This is a genomic window from Paraniabella hibiscisoli, from assembly GCF_022512515.1.
Taxonomy (GTDB): Bacteria; Bacteroidota; Bacteroidia; order Chitinophagales; family Chitinophagaceae; genus Niabella; species Niabella hibiscisoli.
Genome location: NZ_JAKWBK010000002.1, coordinates 189,586 through 207,318, shown reverse-complemented (window position 1 = coordinate 207,318; position 17,733 = coordinate 189,586). Strand labels below are relative to the sequence as shown.

Genomic DNA, 17,733 nt, shown 5'->3' with positions numbered 1-17,733 from the left:
TCAATATTTACCGGGGTGGTTCTTCGATCCTATTTAGTACCCTCATTTTTTAAAAATTATTGTCAAAAATAGCACCGTTTAAAAATAAAGCTTACATTTGTTATGTAGAACATAAGTACTAAATGAAGCTTGCAGACCAAATTGCCGACAGATCATTTATAGATAAGAAAGGATATTAACAATAGGGACGGACTTGCTTCCGCAAAGGAGTATCAGACAAGATCAAAACATTTTATACCCGGCCTGCTTAAATGAGGCTGGCACCCAGTATTCTCAATTATACAATGTGTGAATTATATATATGATTTGTTTATGAGCCCTACACGTGTTATAAAATTATTTTTACTGGTATTAACGATCGCTGTTGGTCATTCATCCACAGGCCAGGAGGTACCGTTGAGCCAGCGGAATTATACAATACCGCTTATTAAGGAGCGTGGTGTAATCATCTTATCCAGAACTGCAATCAGTGCACAAACAAAGCCCGGGGCACAATATCTTAAACAGCTTGTGTTAAACCTGGAGGGGACTACAGATCTAAAAGATATAAGTAGCGTCAAAGTTTATTGCAATACCGACAGCAACTACCTGTCAGAAGACGCGGCATTAAAAGCGCCTCTTTTTAATAATACTACATCGCTGTTTTCGGGAAATACCCTGACATTGAATGGTAACTTCCGGCTATCCGGTACGAAAAATTATATATGGATTGGTGTCGATGTTAAAGAGGCTGCGATGGTAGGGAATAGAATAAAAATCGGGATAGCCAGTATAACAATCGATAATATGATTGTGAAAAATGGTTTACCTCTTGCTTTCAGCTATCGTATTGCCAGTGCTGTTCGTCAATCCCAGCAGGACAATGTGCATACCTCCAGGATACCAGGACTGGCCACAGCGCTCAATGGTGATCTTCTGGCGGTTTATGATGCCCGTTATGATTCCCGCAGGGATCTGCAGGGAGATATTGATATTGCTTTAAGCCGCAGTACCGACAAAGGGAATACCTGGCTACCTATACAAAAGATCATCGATATGGGAACTTTTAATGGCTTGCCCGAAAAATTTAATGGAGTGTCCGACCCCGCAATATTGGTGGATAAAAAAACAGGGAACATTTTTGTAGCAGGTCTGTGGATGCATGGTGTTTTGGATGATAAGGGCAAATGGACCGAGGGACTTACTGACACCAGTAGTAATTGGAATCATCAGTGGCGGAATAAGGGCTCGCAGCCTGGCTTTGATGTCAGTCAAACCGCTCAGTTCTTAATAGTTAAAAGTACCGATAATGGAAAGACCTGGTCAAAGCCTGTGAACCTGACCAAAATGTGCAAGAAAGAGGAATGGTGGCTTTGGGCGCCTGCCCCGGAAGTGGCTTTACCATGGATGACGGTACATTGGTATTTCCAACTCAGGGAAGGGACAAAACCAGTAAAGCTTTTTCAACTATCACTTATAGTAAAGATGGTGGTAAAACCTGGGTAACCGGTAATCCGGGGTATCAACTATCCACAACCGAATGCATGGCAGCTCAATTGTCGGATGGATCCATCATGCTTAATATGCGAACCAATGCCAACAAAGACCTGCCTGGGCCAGGTAACGGGAGGGCTGTGGCGATTACCAGGGACATGGGACAAACCTGGACTGAACATCCTAGCTCACGTAATGCGCTGCCGGAGCCGGTTTGTATGGCCAGTTTGTATAAACATGTATACAAAGCCAAAGATGGCAGCAAAAAAATGTACTGTTATTTTTTAACCCCAATTCAACATCCAAACGTAATCAGCTAACATTAAAAGTAAGCCTGGATGATGGCAAGACCTGGCCAACTGAAAGATTTGTTTTACTGGATGAATTCAGTGGCAGTGGTTACTCCTGCATTACATCGGTAGATAATGAAACCATCGGCATTATATATGAAGGAAGCCAGGCCCATCTCATTTTTGAAAAAATAAAAATCAGCGAAATTATTCAATAAGATAAAGGCAGCCCGGATAACGGAAGCTGTTTGATCCAACCAATAAAACATTAAAAAAATCAGGATGAAAATAAATAAACTTGAAGGACTGCTTGCGGCAACGTTTAGTACATTTGATGAAAACAAAGAGTTGAAACTGGATCTTGTTCCGCAGGTGGTGGAGAAGCTGATTGCAGACGGTGTAAAAGGCATTTTTGTAGGCGGTACCAACGGAGAGGGCTTAAGTCTTTCTACAGAAGAGCGTATGGCCATTACTGAAGCTTATGTACAGGCAGCCAATAAACGGATACTGATATTTACCCATGTGGGCCATAGCTCCATTAAGGAGGCCCGTAAACTGGCAGCACATGCCCAGGAAGCCGGTGCAGATGCTATTTCCGCGGTTTCTGCATTCTATTTTAAACCACAGACAGCAGAAAACCTGGCCAATTGTATTGCACAGATTGCTGCGGCCGCTCCGGATCTTCCGTTTTATTATTATCATATTCCATCGGTGACAGGATTAACGGTAGGCGTGATCGATTTTCTGAAACATGCAGAAGCAAAAATCCCCAACCTGGCGGGCGTAAAATACACAGCGAATACATTACATGAATACCAGGATTGCCTGAATTACAAGAACGGGAAATACGATATCTTATTTGGATACGATGAGCTGCTACTGCCTGCTCTGGCAATTGGTGCAAAAGCGGCTATTGGAAGTACTTACAGTTTTGCCGCTCCCATGTACCAGAGAGTAATTGAACTATTTAACCAGAAAAAAATTGAAGAGGCTGCTGCTGCACAATTCGAATGCATTAAAATGATCAGGGCTCTTGGGAAGTATGCGCCTATTCCGACTCAAAAACAAATTTTAAAATTAACAGGTTTAGACCTGGGTGGTTGCCGGCTGCCGTTGGTAGCGCTGGATGATGCCCAATGTGACGATCTGAAGTCTTACCTGGAAGAAATATCATTCTTTGAAACCCTGGATCAGGCCAGGAAGCTAAAGGTTGAGGCGGCCCTCGTTGCCTAGCTGGATAAATAACGATATAGCCTGACCAAATAACGATATTGCATATGAATATGGAGAATCCCAAATACAAATGGACGGTAGTAGGCCTGCTCTGGTTCGTGGGGCTGCTCAATTACCTTGACCGGCAAATGCTCTCAACCATGCGGCCGGCCATGCAGATAGACATTGCCGAACTCCAAAGCGCAGAAACCTTTGGTATATTAATGTCCATCTTTTTATGGATCTACGGGTTCATGAGCCCGGTATCGGGAGTTATAGCTGACAGGGTTAACCGTAAATGGCTGATTGTATTCAGCCTCTTTGTTTGGTCTGCTGTTACCTGCATGATGGGTTTTGCAGATTCGTTTACCGAACTGAAATGGTTACGTGGCATTATGGGCTTAAGCGAAGCAGTTTATATACCTGCCGCTCTGTCCCTGATTGCAGATTTTCACTCTTCCAAAACCCGGTCGCTGGCAATTGGCATTCACATGACCGGTTTGTATTTCGGCCAGGCGCTGGGCGGATTCGGAGCTACTTTTGCTAAAGAGTACTCCTGGCATCAAACCTTCTATCTTTTTGGTTTGGTCGGGATTATCTATGCCATTGTACTGGCTGTTTTGTTAAGAGAAAAAGAGTAAAGGCTGTTCGAAGTCAGACAATACCAGAGCTACCAAAAGCCAATATTTTAAAAGGTGTGGGATGGCTTTTCAGCAACCTGTCTTTTTGGGTCATATTGTTCTATTTTGCAATGCCAAGCCTGCCTGGTTGGGCTACGAAAAACTGGCTTCCCACTTTGTTTTCTGATAGCCTTGGAATTGACATGGCTGTAGCCGGTCCTATTGCTACTATTACTATTGCCTCTTCTTCCTTTCTTGGAGTAATTATGGGAGGTATCGTTTCTGATAAATGGGTACAGAGGAACATCAAAGCCCGGGTTTATACCAGTGCAATAGGCGTTTTTTTAACTATCCCTGCCATACTGATTTTAGGCTTTGGTACTACCACTTTTGTATTGATACTGGCCGCTGTACTTTTCGGTGTAGGCTTCGGTATGTTCGATGCGAATAATATGCCGATACTATGCCAGTTTGTGCCTGCGAGATACCGGGCTACCGCTTACGGGCTGATGAATATGACGGGTGTATTTTTTGGTGCTTTTATAACCAGTATGCTGGGTAAGTCATCAGATGAAGGCCACCTCGGGCGTGACTTTGCCTTAATGTCTGGAGTAGTGCTGCTGGTCTTGATCATTCAACTGGCCGTTTTAAAGCCAAAGGTGCAGGAGCAGATGGATTAGAAATTGAGAGAAGTAGAAGAAAGAAATGATTGCTGCAGCTGCCACTGCCACTGCATAAAGTTTACATAATGATAATTCTGTAAGGGGTGATTTTTGGAGGACAGTGAAGCGGACTTTACTTTTGTAGAACATTAATACAAAATTCCGCTGCTCTCCGATACGGACAACCACCTGTAGTTTTTTGTTAGTCGCCTGAATTGTATAAAGCATAATATTTTACATATGGAAATGGTTCGAAAACTGCACGTCATTTTATATGTGTGCCTCTCATGTAGCATTTTATTGGTATCCTGTGCCAAGGAGCTCAACCAGTATTATAATCCTACAGGATCGTTAAACAAGAATATAGTAGAAGTATTGGAAGCTGATGGACGCTTCGCATTGTTTGTGAAAATGATCGATAAAGCAGGCCTGAGAAAAACATTGGGATCATCGGCCATGTATACCTGCCTGGCACCTGATGATCTACAGGTGAATGCTTATCTTACTAAACAGGGTTATAGTTCTGTTGAAACCGCTCCGGATGCCATGCTAAGAAGATATGTAAACTATCATTTCATCAACGGGATGTACTATGAGTATGATATTAATAAATTATATAACAGCGCTACTTCGTTAATCAATAAGTCGCGAGCAACCAATTTTACTACCCGAACAGAAGGAAACAACCCTGGTAAACGTATCAGGATTTTTTCAGGCTCCTTTTTGCAAACCCAGCTGGAAGATTATAGTACGCTTTACGGATCACCGGTTGGTGACAAAAAATTCCTGATTGAAGGGATTGTTATTGCAGAGCCTGATAAAGATGCCAGCAATGGGGTAATACATGTGCTTGGCGCTCCCCTCGATATTGCGCCACGCACTGATGAAGCATTGGCTTCAGACCCTGAAACATCCATTTTCAGTTCCTGGATAGAGAAGCATGTTCAATTTGAGTTGGGAGAGAAGGATGAATTTGGCTGGGTGGATACTACTTTATATAAATCCTTTTCGTTTGGCAGGAACCTGGCTAATGAAGCAGTGCTGTCTACCATATTAGCACCAACTGACGAAGCGATCCGGAAATACTTCCAACCCTATCTGCAGTATATCGACAATACGATTGATTCGGTACCCCGAAGAGTGATGTATACGCTTATCCGTTCGGCTATTGTTGAAAACCTCTGGTATAAAAGCGATCTGAAGAGACTGAACCCGGATTGGAAATCTATTTCAGGGTATTCGCGTATGATCGTTGATGTTCCTTCAGTCATATCGGGTTCGGTTCGCGCGAGCAACAGCTTTATCTATAAAGTAAATAAGCTGGTAGAATCTCCTGAAATGAGTAGTGTAGCAGGAGGCGTCTATTTGAAATATAAAAAGTTCAGCCAATGGTACTGGATGTTCTTAAGTGCAGGCCTGAGCGATGGTTTATTTGATTGGCAGTATTACCAGCATAGCCCTAAAACAGTATTGATACAATCTGATGATGTATGGGGATTTCCTCTCGCGGAGGATATGCTGGATGTAGACCGCTTGTACCGGGTGCAGCAATGCAAGGCTGGTATCTTTAACATTGATGTAAGGGCCGACGGTGGATTCAGGAAAAAATTCTACCCTACCAATTTTGGATATATCCTTTATGATAACGGAAAGTTTTACGACTATACCGGGAACTCGGTTAACCTGGTTTCGGCTACGCCCGAGTGGGAAGCTTCCAATGGAGCTATTTATGGTATCGATGGATTCCTGAAACCATTGGATAAACTGAATGATACCATAACGGTGTATAACCTGATGAAAAGAGATCCCGAGCTTTCTTTGTATGTATCTGCACTGGATCGCTCTGGTATTGCTTCGCAGTTACAACTCACCGGATTTTTACTTATTCGGTGATAGCTCCGAGAAACGCGGCCATTACAACGGCGGGTATTAATGTAGCTACATTAAATGCGACAGACCTGAGAAACTTTGTACAGTCTTATATCATACCCAATCGCTACATATTTACAGATGGCGATTTTAGCGGACAAATTGCCAACAAAAATGGTGAGCTGCTAACCATTGGAGGTCAGTGGGAAACCTTTGGAGTTACCAATACGGCAGGAAAAACAGTAAGACCCGTTGTATCGAATACGCAGGGAAGTAATGGCGTGATCCACAAAATCAATAGTGTATTCTAAAAAACTAAATGCTTTTCAAAATCATGAACAAAAACTTTTTCCATAAAGGTATACTCGTTCTTAGTTTCCTGATGACGGGCCTGGTTTCCGTAGCCCAGGACGGAACGGTGCTTAGGGGAGTCGTTTACGATAAGAATGGAGGTAAACCTTTATCCGATGTGTCTGTGATGATCGTTAATGCCAATAACCTGGCATTAAATGGTAACAAAACCAATGAGGAAGGTAAGTTTGAAATTGTCAATTCAAAAGGCGGCAGTAAGATCGCATTTTCCAATATGGGCTACCAAACCCAGGAAAAAGAGATCGGAGATAAAACTTTTTCACCATCTATCTTACAGAAGATAGTAGCTCCATGGAGATTGTAAAAGTGGTATCAACCGTTCAAAAGAAAGCGGATCTGGGTTTTTTGACTATTGATAAAAGAGAGTTATCGAGTGCAGTAGCATCGGTTGATCTGGAGAATACAGAAAAGATGCCCGTGGTAAACGTAGAACAGTTACTGCAAGGTATGGCGCCGGGATTGCAGGTGGTATCGGCCAGTGGAGATCCTGGCGCTGCAGCCAGTATCCGTATCAGGGGTATTTCCAGTATTTCGGGCATGAACGATCCTTTATGGATTGTAGATGGTGCGGAGATCATCGGTAATAACTACCAGGTAGCGAGCATCACCGATTTCGGCTTCAGTCCAATTGGTGACCTGGACCCTTCGGACATCGCTTCAATAGACATTTTGAAAGATGCTTCTGCAACAGCACTGTATGGATCAAGGGGAGCCAATGGGGTAATCGTTATTCAAACCAAAAGAGGAAAAAAGGAAAAGCGCAGTTACAGGTAAATACAAAATTTACTTTAACCGAAGTGCCACGTACGATACCTATGTTATCGGGTGATGAACAAAGAATTTATTACATTGAAAAGACCACAGGCGGGTTGGATAACGGTACTTCCTTCCTGGAACTCAGAGGTGATTTAACCCGCTCCGACGCGTGGATATTCAACAACAATACTAACTGGACAGATGCCATTACCAGGAAAGGTATATTTCAGCAATATAATACTGCTTTAAGTGGTGGTGGTGACCGGATCAATTACTATTGGGGTCTCGGTTACGCCAATCAATACGGAACAACAAAAGGAACAGGTTATGACCGTTTTAATACCAGGTTTAACTTAAACTATAAAGTGTCTGACCGTTTTAAAGTTACAGCAGACCTTAACTATACCAATTCATTAACTGACAAAAGAGGGCAGGAGCATCCGATCACCAATGGCAGCCAGGAACTCAATCCGCTATTGCTGGCACGGCAGATACCTGCTTATTTCCCGGTGTATTCACGCAACGGTTTAAATTATTTCCTTGATCGTAATATAACTATCTCTTCGCATTCCAGGTACAACCCGCTTGCGCTCATCGATTACTCTACTTATTTTACAAGGGCCAATCGTTTTATGGCATCTACTTCGGTAGACTTTAAGATTCGAAGCAATATCGATTTCAGGGCACAGGTTGCAACTGATTTCCGGGAATCTGCTGATGAGTATTTCCTCCCGGGCTATGCCACTGACGCCTTACCGGGAGAAGTATTGTACAATGCGGGGTTGCAAACAGAAGGTTACCAGCTGATGATCAACAGTAATAATCGCCTGACCTGGTCGGCCATTAAGAAGAAGGATCACCGCCTTACGTTTACAGGTGTATTAACCTACAATATAGACCGCAACAACTCGACCGAAGTACAATATTATAACAGTGCTTCACCGCAGCTAAAGTCAGCGGATGCCGCAGCAATCATCTCGGGCGCTACGGGCAACTATGGAACATCCAAATACCTGGGCATGTTTGTACAGGGGCATTACGCTATGAAGGATCGCTATTTTATTACAGTTACCGGAAAAACTGAGGGCGATTCAAGATACGGTGCTGATAATCCTTACTCAATTTTTCCAGCTATTGGCGGAGCCTGGGAAATCAGCAAAGAGTCTTTTTAGCAGACGCAGAATGGATTACTTTCATCAAACCAAGGTTTGCCTATGGCGTTACGGGTAACTTACCGAGGTTAAATAACCTTTACGATATCGCTTATGGCACAGGAACCGGCTACCTTGGCCAAACCTATACTTACCCATCCAAATTTGCCAATGATAATATAAGGGAAGAACGCACTACTGAGTACAACTTTGGTATAGACTGGAGTTTTTTCAAAGACAGGCTTACGGGTCAACTGGACTTCTATTCAAGAACCACCAATAACTTATTATTACAGGAACGCCTTTCATCTACCTTAGGTTATGCATCGCAGTACATCAATTTTGGAACCGTGCGCAACTCAGGTTGGGAGCTGGGTATAACCGGCATTATATTAAAAGGCAGCGATACCAAATTACGCTGGAAGTCATTTTTTAATATAGCTACGAACCGAAACAGGTTGATAAAACTACCGGAACTTTTTGATGCCAATGCTTTTACAGTCAGCCAGTCCGGGTTTACTTCCAAGTTACAGGAAGGCGATGTGGTAGGTGCCTTTTATGGGTATAAAGCTTTAGGTGTTTACTCCCGGGATGACGATGCTATTTTGAAAGATGCAGAAGGCAATACCATTTATGAGGCGGATGGAGTTACACCTAAGTATATGCGTTACGGTTCTGCTACGGGGCGCCAGTTCAGGGGCGGCGATATGATTTATTCCGATGTAAATGGAGACGGGGTAATTAATGAATTAGATCGCGTACAAATAGGCGACGCCAGCCCGCAGTTTTTTGGTGGATGGAACAATACTTTCAACTATCGGAACTGGATCGTGACACTGAACCTGCAATACCAGACAGGCAACGACATTATCAATGCCACTCGCCAGTACATGGAAAGAATGACGGTTTCGCACAACCAGTCTCAGTCGGTACTGGCCCGCTGGAGACGCCAGGGAGATGTTACCGATATGCCCAGAGCACAACCGGATAATTCCTGGAACTCGGCTGCATCAACCCGTTGGGTAGAAGACGGGTCTTACCTGCGTTTGAAAACCGTGTCTTTAACTTATACCGCGGGTAAGGAGTTTGTTAGAAAAATCGGATTGGGTGTGCGCCAGCTCAGCTTCTTTGTTACAGGATATAATTTGTATACCTGGACGCATTACCTGGGGCTGGACCCTGAAGTACCAATTACCGGTAGTGTGTATCTGTTTGGTATTGACAATGCCACCACAGCGCCGCCAAGGCAATATACACTTGGATTGAATATTGGTTTTTAGGTAAACAAAAAATTGAGTATCACCGCTGGCTAAAGCGATAAAAAATAAACAGATGACAGCAAGAATAAAATACTGCATACTGATCGTGACAATTACCTTGTCTTTCTCTTGCAATAAACTACTGGAAGTGGACGTGCCGGATAACCTGGTGCACAACGAATTCTGGCAAAACCGTAACCAGGTTTTTGCATCATTAATCGGGCTATACACTTCTGTACAGGGTAATTTGAATTCTTACCAGATATGGGGCGATATACGTTCCAGCTTATATGAGCCCGGACCCGCAGAAGCATTCACTACCAACCATGCGCAGTTTTTGTCACATGATATCTATCCCGACAATAGCCTGCTATCATGGAGCACGGTTTATAAATCTATCGGATGGATCAATTCTTTTATTAAGAATGCGCCCAAGGGTTTAACGAACGATCCCACTTTTAAAGAGGAGGAGCTGAAAACGATGATGGGAGAAGCTCACGGACTAAGGGCCCTCAATTATTTTTACCTCGTGAGAGCCTTTAAAGAAGTGCCGCTTATTACTGAGCCCTACGAGTCAGACAATCAGCAGGTAAATACGATTGCATCGCCGGAGTCTGCAGTATTGGACCTGATAGAAGCCGATCTTACAATAGCTTTGGCACAGGCTCCCGAAACATTTGAGGAGGTTACTTACCGTTATGGAAGGATCACCAAAAATGCGGTGAGAGCTTTATGGGCCGATGTAAAGCTTTGGAAGAATGACTACCAGGGCGTGTTAACCATGTGCGCACCTTTAGACCAACAATACCAATCGAGGCTGCTGGCCCCTTTGGAATGGTATAGCATTTTTAATCCGGGTAATTCAGCAGAAAGCATATTGGAGCTGCAACACGTACAAACGGGTCCTGCATCTCCGGTATACAATTGGTTTGCGAACTTTTCTACAACTGCTACCACCGGGCCGGCCTATCTGGCAAACCCTGTTAACCTGTCATTAGCTAACTCAGAGGTATTATACCCTACTGCTTTGCCCGGCTATATTAGTTCAGATACGATCAGGTTTAAGGAGTTTTCCAGTTATCGTTTGGGAAGCAGCATTGCCAATGGCTATGGCAACGGCGTTGAAGTATATAAATTCCTCGGACAACAGGCGTATCAACTTTCTTACAGGCCTAACAATGACAGAAGAACGGTAAATTATATTCTTTACCGTTATCGCGAAATTTTGTTCATGAAAGCTGAGGCCCTTGCTATGCTGAATCGGTATGCCGAAGCTGAAGAAATGATCAACCTGATCAGAGAGCATTGCAATATTCCCTTGCTGAACCCGGGGAAGGTGGGGAAGGAGAAGAGTTCTTCAGCCGGTTATTAATGGAAAGAGAAGCCGAACTGGGTTTTGAAGGTAAAGAATGGTTTGCAGCTGTAAGAGTAGCCAAGAGAGCAGGCATGCAAAACGTATTGCTTACCAAGTCGGCAACCAATAACTCAATGGGATACTCCTACCAGGTTACACGAGCCAGACTGCTAAACCCGGAAAGCTGGTTTTTACCCTATCACCGGACGGAGATTGAGAATAATCCTAAGCTTCAGCAAAAAGATTACTATAAAAATAAATAGAACCGATCAGTTAAAAAATCAATAGTATGAAACGTCTCTCTGTTATACTTATTGTATCTGTTATACTGTTCACCACCAATTCCTGCAAAAGGGAAATGTCGGGTGCGCGCTACGATTCGAATGATGAAATGCAGATCATGGATTATATAGACACGCGCCCGGACCTGAGCATTTTTAAGGAGCTTACGGATTATGTAAAGCAACGCAATCTGTTAAAGACAGCTGGCTCTTATACGGTATTCATTCCGAATAATGCAGCTTTTGAGCAACTGTTCAGAACTTTGTCCGAAACCGGGCAAACGGTAACATCCATAAAGGATAGAAGCCCCGAATTCTGGATCAATTACTTCAGGTATCATTTACTGAATGAGAAGATCAACGCTAATGAATTTGAGTTTGGTCCCTTACCCGCTCCAACAGTGTTCAATAACAAATACCTGATTGCCGATATCAGCGAATCTTACAACGCTATTAATTTAAATAATGCCGCTACCATTGTAGAAAGCAATATTGAATTTACCAATGGCTATGTAAACGTGGTAAACAATGTGTTGAATCCACCTGTAACCTCGGTATACGAAACACTGAAGCAAAGCGGCAAGTATAATACGATGCTCAATATATTTGAGGAAACGGGCTATGGTCGTTACTTAAAAGACAGTACGATCACTTTATTTGTTGAAAGCGATGAAGCACTAACAAGAGCTAATTTCAATAAAGGCAGCATCCCTAACATAGAAGATTGGGTGAAGTACCATATTCTTCCTGATTCCAGTTATTTTCTGAATATTCTAAGTGGCAAACGCTTTTATTCGCTATACACAAAAGAAGCTCAGAGCTTTAAGGTAGATGCTTTCGGTAAATATTTTATCAACGAAACCTTTCCATTTAATCAAACCAAGGCTTTAGGCATTGATAAAGTGTGCAGCAATGGTATTTATCACACATTAGATACGGTATTGCAGATCGTGGAGGCTAAGCCGGCAACTATACGTTTTAACATGTACCCTCCGGGAAGCCCCTATGGCGCACAAAACGTGTTTACTGAAGCACCTGCTTCTATAGTGCTAAATACCGGAACTCAAAGTTACCACCAGAATAAAGAACCTAAAATTGTTGCGTTCAATGCCATGCAGGTAGGCGATTATTTTTGGTTTACGGTGCCTGATGTGCCTGTGGGCAAATACCGGATCAGGATGTTACACCGGGGCGCAGCTACAAGAGGGAAGTTCCTGGTGATTTATAAAGATATACTGGTAGCGGAAAATATTAATATGGCGGTTAGCAATGGCACATTCGAAGAATGGAATTACCTGGTATATAATAATTGCGGAGAAATTAATGTAACGGAAAGGTCAGATGTTACGCTCTATTTCGCATTTGCCGGATTTGGCAGCAATAATAGTCCTTCTTACTGCTGCGATATGCTGATGGACATGGTAGACCTGATACCCGTAAACTAACATTTAAATAGCAGAAATGAAATACAGTTCGAAATATTTTAGAATGCTTACCTGGAGCGGCTTAGTCATGTTGAGTAGCTGGCTGGGAGAGGCTCGTGCTCAAAGTACTGAAGACTCTTTGAACGTAATACGGATGGACAAAATTGGAATTTTAAAGCCGGTTACTCCGCTAAAGATCCCAAAGCAAAGCGACGCCGTTTCATTCGCTGAATTATTGCCGGGAACAGCTGGTGTTCAGGTAACCGAAACCGGGGTGATTGGCGCTGCTCCCTTACTAATGATCAGAGGGATTAATACCATTAATCTTAGAACAGGTCCTACCATTTATGTAGATGGTATCCCCATAAAGTATTCGAGAGAACTGTCGCCTTTCTTGTCTAACTATGAACCTACCCGCTTTGGCTTTTTGAATATAAATGACATTAGATCCGTTAATATTTTAAAAGATGCCAAAGACCTTTCGGCATTAGGTGGACGTGGGTCTAACGGGGCGATCTTCTTATCTACAGACAGAGGGGAGTTTGGTGGTACCAAGATAGAATTTACGGCCAACACCGGTTTTCTACGCGCCAATTACGAAGCGAACAGGATGGGAGCAGACCAGTTTAAGACCTATCTTTCCTCTTACCTGAAAGAGAACGGCGCTTCGGACGGAGATATTGCAGCTAATCCTATTTTTAATCCTTCATCAGCTCAGTATAACAATAATACCGATTGGGTAGATATGGTAACACGTCCAGGCCGTTATAACGACTATCATGTTAAATTGAAAGGAGGTTCGGGCGATGCGAATTATATGTTCAGCGTTGGCCATATGGGGCGAACCGGTACTATTGAAGAATCAAAGTTCAACCGAACCACCATGAGGTTTAACCTCGATTACAAGCTGTCACCCAAATTTGAAATATCCAATAACCTGAGTTATTCCAATACAGGATCAAGATACTCCGAAGAGGGATACAACCGGGGTGTACACCCGTTTTTGCGGCTGCAACTAAAGCACCTTTTATGAACGGTTATTCGTATAATGATGAAGGCGTGCAAACCAAATTATTGGCCGATGTAGACGTACTGGGCAAAAGTAATCCCCTTGCACTGGTTCAGAATATGAAAAATACCAATGAAGAAAACCGGGTGGATGGTATCATATCGGGCCTTTGGCATATTGATAAAGATTTATCCCTCAATACTTCATTGTCCGTTAGCTACTATAATATGCGCGAAAGTCAGTACAGGCCTGCGCTAGGCATAGTATCAGACAGGAACAGGATCAGGCAAAATGCCAATCGCAATTCAAGTGAATTTACTTTTATCTGGAATACCTATTTGCTTAAAACCGGTAAGTGGTCGGAGCGCATAAAATACCAGGGCCAGTTAGGTGCCTGGGCAGAGACTTACGAGGATAAAGCGCTTTTTGCCCGTAAGATCAATGCCGGTACTGATGATTACGAGACTTTAAAGCAGGGTATTGTGGACAGTGCTTCCAATACCCGGTTCAGGTCTAATTTAAACAGGTTCTATTTTACGGGTAATCTTGATTTCTTCAGTCGTTTATCATTGTCGGCAAATGTAAACGCCGAAGGCTCCTCTAATTTCGGACCTAAAGGCCGCTGGAACTTTTATGGTGGCGCCGATGTATTGCTGGATCTGCTGGATCGTTCAAAACCCAATCAGCTGGCATTGCGTGCAGGAGCCGGACGAACGGGTAACTATGATGTGCGTGGATATTACCAGGATAATCTGTACTATGCCATCAGCTATTTTGGATACGGTGGCGTGTACCTCGGCAATGTTGCCAACGAACTCATAAAGCCGGAAATAACGGATGCCATCGATGCGGGTATCAGGTTAAGCTTATTCAACCGGAGACTGGATATCGATGCAGGATATTATCACCATAATACCAAAAACCTGATCAGCTTCCGTAACTATCCTATTGAGTTGGGTATTGATCCTCAATTTGAAAACAGCGGAACTGTTTCGGCCAGTGGGATAGAATTATCCGTTAATGGTCGCATCATTGATAAAAAGGAGATGACATGGAATGTATATGGTAGTCTTTCAACATTGAAGAACAACGTAGAGCAATTAAATAACGGAGACATCATCAGGACAGTTGCCAATATCAGCGGTATTGCCCGTGAATCGGAAACCATCGGTTCTTTTTACGGATATCGTATAAAAGGCGTTTTCCAGTCAGAGGCTGATGTGAATCTTAAAAAAGCCGATGGAACCGCCTACAAACCCGGTGATTATATGGTAGAAGATCTGAATGGTGATGGCAAGATCAATGAGCTGGACAGGCAGGTAATTGGAAAACCATTACCCGATTTATTTGGTGGCTTTGGAACAGGTTTTCGTTATAAAAGTATTTCTTTAGATGCGGGCTTTTCTTTTGCCTATGGCCAGGATATCTATAACAGTTTTAAACAACAAATGAATTGGATGGGTGACTATTCCAACCAGTCGCCCGATGTAGCCGGTAGATGGAAATCGGCTACCGATGAGGGCAACGGCCTGAGCCGCGCGGCATACGGCGATCCTTCTTTTAATGGCGTGGCTTCCGATCTTTGGATAGAAGATGGTAGCTATACCCGCCTGAAATACCTGACTTTGGGATATGAACTACCGATTAAAACCAAGTGGACATTTATTAAAGGAATAAAAGTAAATGTTACAGGGGAAAACCTGTTCACTTTAACTTCTTACAGCGGTTTGGATCCGGAAGTTATTTCTTCCTCAGACCCCTTGTCGCGAGGGATTGATTTTGGTGCATCACCGCTACCTAAATCCATCATACTCGGTGTAAAAGTTTCTTTATAAGAATAAAAAATTGGGACATGAACAAAACATATTTTTCTAATAACAGGGTGAGTCCATTAGCACTGGGATTCTCATTGCTGATTCTCTGCATTTCTATAGCAGGTTGCTCAGGCTTCTACGACGTTAATCCTTATTCGGTAGTAAAGGATGAGGATTTTAATAGAAACAGGGATGATCTGAATGCTGCTGCTATGGGTATGTACCAGCCACTTTCGCAGGAAGTACATAAGTTTTTATTGTGGGGAGATGCGCGTGCAGATATGGTTACAACCGGTCAAAAAGAGCCCGACCCTTATATTAATGAGTTTGTATTAAATGCCGTAAGCGTACAAAACCCTTATACCAATTATGCCGGCATTTATAAAACAATAGCACGTTGTAACAGGCAGCTGGAGAAAGTGTATGAGGTAGCAAAGCTGGATGATAAGATACTGGACAGGGATGCCGGCGCATTTTATGCAGAAGCCTTGTTGCTGAGAGCTTATTCTTATTTTCTACTGGTTAAGAATTTTAAGCAGTTTCCTATCATCCTTTCAGATCTGGCTGAAAATTTCAGGTATGTAAACGAATCGGGTGATACGGTAGTTAGAAAAGCTCAGTCCATGACCAATGCAGAGATCAGGAATGGTTTTTACTATATGAATAACCGGGAAGATATTCTTCGCATGATCTATAACGATGCTTTAACGGTTTTAGGTATTTTGCCCATCAACTACCTGTGGAATCGTAATACGCTTCCGGCCCAGGAAAGGTATGGCCGGGTATCGCAGGCCATGGCAGCTACTTTCGCATCCGAGCTGGCGCTTTGGTTAGGTGATTACCAGGCTGCTTCTGCCTTTGCCAATTCCCCGGTACGAAACAATAATCATACATTAGGAACTTCAGGAACCTGGATCAACCAGTTTACAGGTTCCTTTGCTTCGCTGCATTCTATGTTTTTACTGGGATATATGTACAACAATGCTTTCGAAGGTAACAGGCTGCAGGAGTTTACTTCTTCAGTTGCCAAAGATGGCGGCAGGTACTATCTTAAACCGGCTTCCCAGGTAATAAAAATATCTTTTCTTATGAGGGCGGTGATATACGCACTACTTTCAGCTACAAAGTAGTGAATGGTGATACGGTTATCTGGAAATACATTGGTTCAGATAACGTGGCTTCCATGCGTCCCGCTTTTCAAAGCGATGCCAGCTGGAATTTTTACAGGAGTGCGGATGCTTACCTGATCAAAGCCATGGCCGACCTGATGTTAAATGACTATTCTACGGCATTCAATTTTGTGAATATGCTTCGGGTAGCAAGGGGCTTAAAGGAGCTGGATCCTTTGCAAACCAACTACCGCGACAAAGAATATATGCTGGGGTTGATCTTCAAAGAAAAAGCCAGGGAGGATGCTTTTGAAGGTAAACGCTGGTACGACCTTATGTTGTGGTCGAGGCTGTCTGGCAAGAACCAGCTGGCAGATGCAGTTGCCGCCAAATACAATTCGCCGCAAAGTGAAACAATAAAAGCACAATTACAAAATCAGGACAATTGGTATATACCTATCGATCCGCTACTGTGGTAAGGGGTACTATTAACAACTAAAAATAATAAGCACTCAAGGATCAACTATAAAATATGAAAAAGCTTATCTTATTCATCGTTCCCATCTGCTTCTCATTGCTGATGATACTAACAAGCGGATGTTATAAAGAACAGCATTTCGATTTTCCGGGACCTTACCCTGACTCGAGCCGCGCCAACACCACCGATTCGCTCCCGTTTCCATTTGATAAAGAAAGGCAGGCAGGCGTTTGGTTAATGAAGGATGGTCTGGCAGATAATGGTAAAATTCTTTTTAAAGGGTTTACCGATTATAAAGCTATGAATGATACGGTATCCTGGGTTAAGGAAAACTATGGTATGCGATTAATTCCGCACCGCAATTATTACCCGCTCACCAATGCAGACCATTTGGGTGGTGACCCCAACAGCTATACTTACAACTGGGCGATGTCTAAATACTTTGTACCGGTAGGTGATGGCAAAAGCTTTTACATGTACGCGAAAGTTACAGTGGGTACTTTTAGCGGTACAGCGGCGGGCCTGGATTTAGGTCGCAGCTGGGAAACAGGGGGAGTTTTATATTTGGGTTTGATGGCAACAGTAACGTAGCACCTACTT

At 43.1% G+C, this 17,733-nt stretch carries 17 protein-coding genes and 1 pseudogene; all 18 read left to right on the top strand.

Features of this window, described 5'->3' with window-relative positions:
- Window positions 1-312 precede the first annotated feature (312 nt).
- Window positions 313-1,758 (top strand): annotated as a pseudogene (locus MKP07_RS29560) (exo-alpha-sialidase); the annotation flags it as partial.
- Between the two features lie 287 nt (window positions 1,759-2,045).
- Window positions 2,046-2,996 carry a dihydrodipicolinate synthase family protein gene (locus MKP07_RS29555; protein WP_240851527.1) on the top strand — a complete coding sequence of 317 codons (951 nt, stop codon included), beginning with the start codon at window positions 2,046-2,048 and terminating at the stop codon, window positions 2,994-2,996.
- Between the two features lie 44 nt (window positions 2,997-3,040).
- Window positions 3,041-3,616, top strand: a complete 576-nt coding sequence (locus MKP07_RS29550) for an MFS transporter (RefSeq protein WP_240851526.1) — start codon at window positions 3,041-3,043, stop codon at window positions 3,614-3,616.
- A gap of 56 nt (window positions 3,617-3,672) precedes the next feature.
- On the top strand, window positions 3,673-4,275 hold the full coding sequence (locus tag MKP07_RS29545) for an MFS transporter (protein ID WP_394803721.1): 603 nt from the start codon (window positions 3,673-3,675) through the stop codon (window positions 4,273-4,275).
- Window positions 4,276-4,503: 228 nt separating this feature from the next.
- Complete coding sequence (locus MKP07_RS29540; RefSeq protein ID WP_240851523.1) at window positions 4,504-6,150, top strand: fasciclin domain-containing protein; 1,647 nt, start codon at window positions 4,504-4,506, stop codon at window positions 6,148-6,150.
- Entirely contained in the window at window positions 6,147-6,437 is a 291-nt protein-coding gene (locus MKP07_RS29535) for a fasciclin domain-containing protein (RefSeq protein ID WP_240851522.1), read from the top strand. The genes MKP07_RS29540 and MKP07_RS29535 overlap by 4 nt, the downstream gene beginning before the upstream one ends.
- Window positions 6,438-6,460: 23 nt before the next feature.
- Window positions 6,461-6,802: a carboxypeptidase-like regulatory domain-containing protein gene (locus MKP07_RS29530; RefSeq protein ID WP_240851520.1), complete on the top strand. Its 342-nt coding sequence runs from the start codon at window positions 6,461-6,463 to the stop codon at window positions 6,800-6,802.
- Window positions 6,790-7,272, top strand: coding sequence for a TonB-dependent receptor plug domain-containing protein (locus tag MKP07_RS29525; protein ID WP_240851518.1), 483 nt, complete (start codon window positions 6,790-6,792; stop codon window positions 7,270-7,272). Before MKP07_RS29530 ends, MKP07_RS29525 begins: the two co-directional genes overlap by 13 nt.
- 23 nt (window positions 7,273-7,295) lie before the next feature.
- Window positions 7,296-8,426 (top strand): SusC/RagA family TonB-linked outer membrane protein, encoded by a 1,131-nt coding sequence (locus MKP07_RS29520; protein ID WP_240851516.1) that lies wholly within the window; start codon window positions 7,296-7,298, stop codon window positions 8,424-8,426.
- A gap of 329 nt (window positions 8,427-8,755) precedes the next feature.
- Window positions 8,756-9,685, top strand: a complete 930-nt coding sequence (locus tag MKP07_RS29515; protein ID WP_394803720.1) for a SusC/RagA family TonB-linked outer membrane protein — start codon at window positions 8,756-8,758, stop codon at window positions 9,683-9,685.
- Between the two features lie 52 nt (window positions 9,686-9,737).
- The gene (locus MKP07_RS29510; RefSeq protein ID WP_394803719.1) at window positions 9,738-11,036 is read left to right on the top strand and encodes a RagB/SusD family nutrient uptake outer membrane protein; all 1,299 of its coding nucleotides are present in this window, start codon (window positions 9,738-9,740) and stop codon (window positions 11,034-11,036) included.
- On the top strand, window positions 11,036-11,281 hold the full coding sequence (locus tag MKP07_RS43150; protein ID WP_394803718.1) for a RagB/SusD family nutrient uptake outer membrane protein: 246 nt from the start codon (window positions 11,036-11,038) through the stop codon (window positions 11,279-11,281). Before MKP07_RS29510 ends, MKP07_RS43150 begins: the two co-directional genes overlap by 1 nt.
- A 26-nt stretch (window positions 11,282-11,307) precedes the next feature.
- Entirely contained in the window at window positions 11,308-12,744 is a 1,437-nt protein-coding gene (locus tag MKP07_RS29505) for a fasciclin domain-containing protein (RefSeq protein WP_240851514.1), read from the top strand.
- Between the two features lie 16 nt (window positions 12,745-12,760).
- On the top strand, window positions 12,761-13,756 hold the full coding sequence (locus MKP07_RS29500) for a TonB-dependent receptor plug domain-containing protein (protein WP_240851513.1): 996 nt from the start codon (window positions 12,761-12,763) through the stop codon (window positions 13,754-13,756).
- A complete protein-coding gene (locus MKP07_RS29495; protein WP_240851511.1) occupies window positions 13,753-15,567 on the top strand; it encodes a SusC/RagA family TonB-linked outer membrane protein in 1,815 nt (604 codons plus the stop codon). The genes MKP07_RS29500 and MKP07_RS29495 overlap by 4 nt, the downstream gene beginning before the upstream one ends.
- 17 nt (window positions 15,568-15,584) lie before the next feature.
- Window positions 15,585-16,676, top strand: a complete 1,092-nt coding sequence (locus MKP07_RS29490) for a RagB/SusD family nutrient uptake outer membrane protein (protein WP_240851509.1) — start codon at window positions 15,585-15,587, stop codon at window positions 16,674-16,676.
- Window positions 16,676-17,134, top strand: coding sequence for a RagB/SusD family nutrient uptake outer membrane protein (locus MKP07_RS29485; RefSeq protein ID WP_240851508.1), 459 nt, complete (start codon window positions 16,676-16,678; stop codon window positions 17,132-17,134). The genes MKP07_RS29490 and MKP07_RS29485 overlap by 1 nt, the downstream gene beginning before the upstream one ends.
- Window positions 17,135-17,187: 53 nt before the next feature.
- The gene (locus MKP07_RS29480; RefSeq protein ID WP_240851506.1) at window positions 17,188-17,724 is read left to right on the top strand and encodes a hypothetical protein; all 537 of its coding nucleotides are present in this window, start codon (window positions 17,188-17,190) and stop codon (window positions 17,722-17,724) included.
- Window positions 17,725-17,733 lie beyond the last annotated feature (9 nt).

Coding starts and splice junctions, on each gene's coding strand:
- MKP07_RS29555 (WP_240851527.1), top strand. CDS start 2,046: ATGAAAATAAATAAACTTGAAGGACTGCTTGCGGCAACGTTTAGTACA.
- MKP07_RS29550 (WP_240851526.1), top strand. CDS start 3,041: ATGAATATGGAGAATCCCAAATACAAATGGACGGTAGTAGGCCTGCTC.
- MKP07_RS29540 (WP_240851523.1), top strand. CDS start 4,504: ATGGTTCGAAAACTGCACGTCATTTTATATGTGTGCCTCTCATGTAGC.
- MKP07_RS29530 (WP_240851520.1), top strand. CDS start 6,461: ATGAACAAAAACTTTTTCCATAAAGGTATACTCGTTCTTAGTTTCCTG.
- MKP07_RS29525 (WP_240851518.1), top strand. CDS start 6,790: ATGGAGATTGTAAAAGTGGTATCAACCGTTCAAAAGAAAGCGGATCTG.
- MKP07_RS29510 (WP_394803719.1), top strand. CDS start 9,738: ATGACAGCAAGAATAAAATACTGCATACTGATCGTGACAATTACCTTG.
- MKP07_RS43150 (WP_394803718.1), top strand. CDS start 11,036: ATGGAAAGAGAAGCCGAACTGGGTTTTGAAGGTAAAGAATGGTTTGCA.
- MKP07_RS29505 (WP_240851514.1), top strand. CDS start 11,308: ATGAAACGTCTCTCTGTTATACTTATTGTATCTGTTATACTGTTCACC.
- MKP07_RS29500 (WP_240851513.1), top strand. CDS start 12,761: ATGAAATACAGTTCGAAATATTTTAGAATGCTTACCTGGAGCGGCTTA.
- MKP07_RS29495 (WP_240851511.1), top strand. CDS start 13,753: ATGAACGGTTATTCGTATAATGATGAAGGCGTGCAAACCAAATTATTG.
- MKP07_RS29490 (WP_240851509.1), top strand. CDS start 15,585: ATGAACAAAACATATTTTTCTAATAACAGGGTGAGTCCATTAGCACTG.
- MKP07_RS29480 (WP_240851506.1), top strand. CDS start 17,188: ATGAAAAAGCTTATCTTATTCATCGTTCCCATCTGCTTCTCATTGCTG.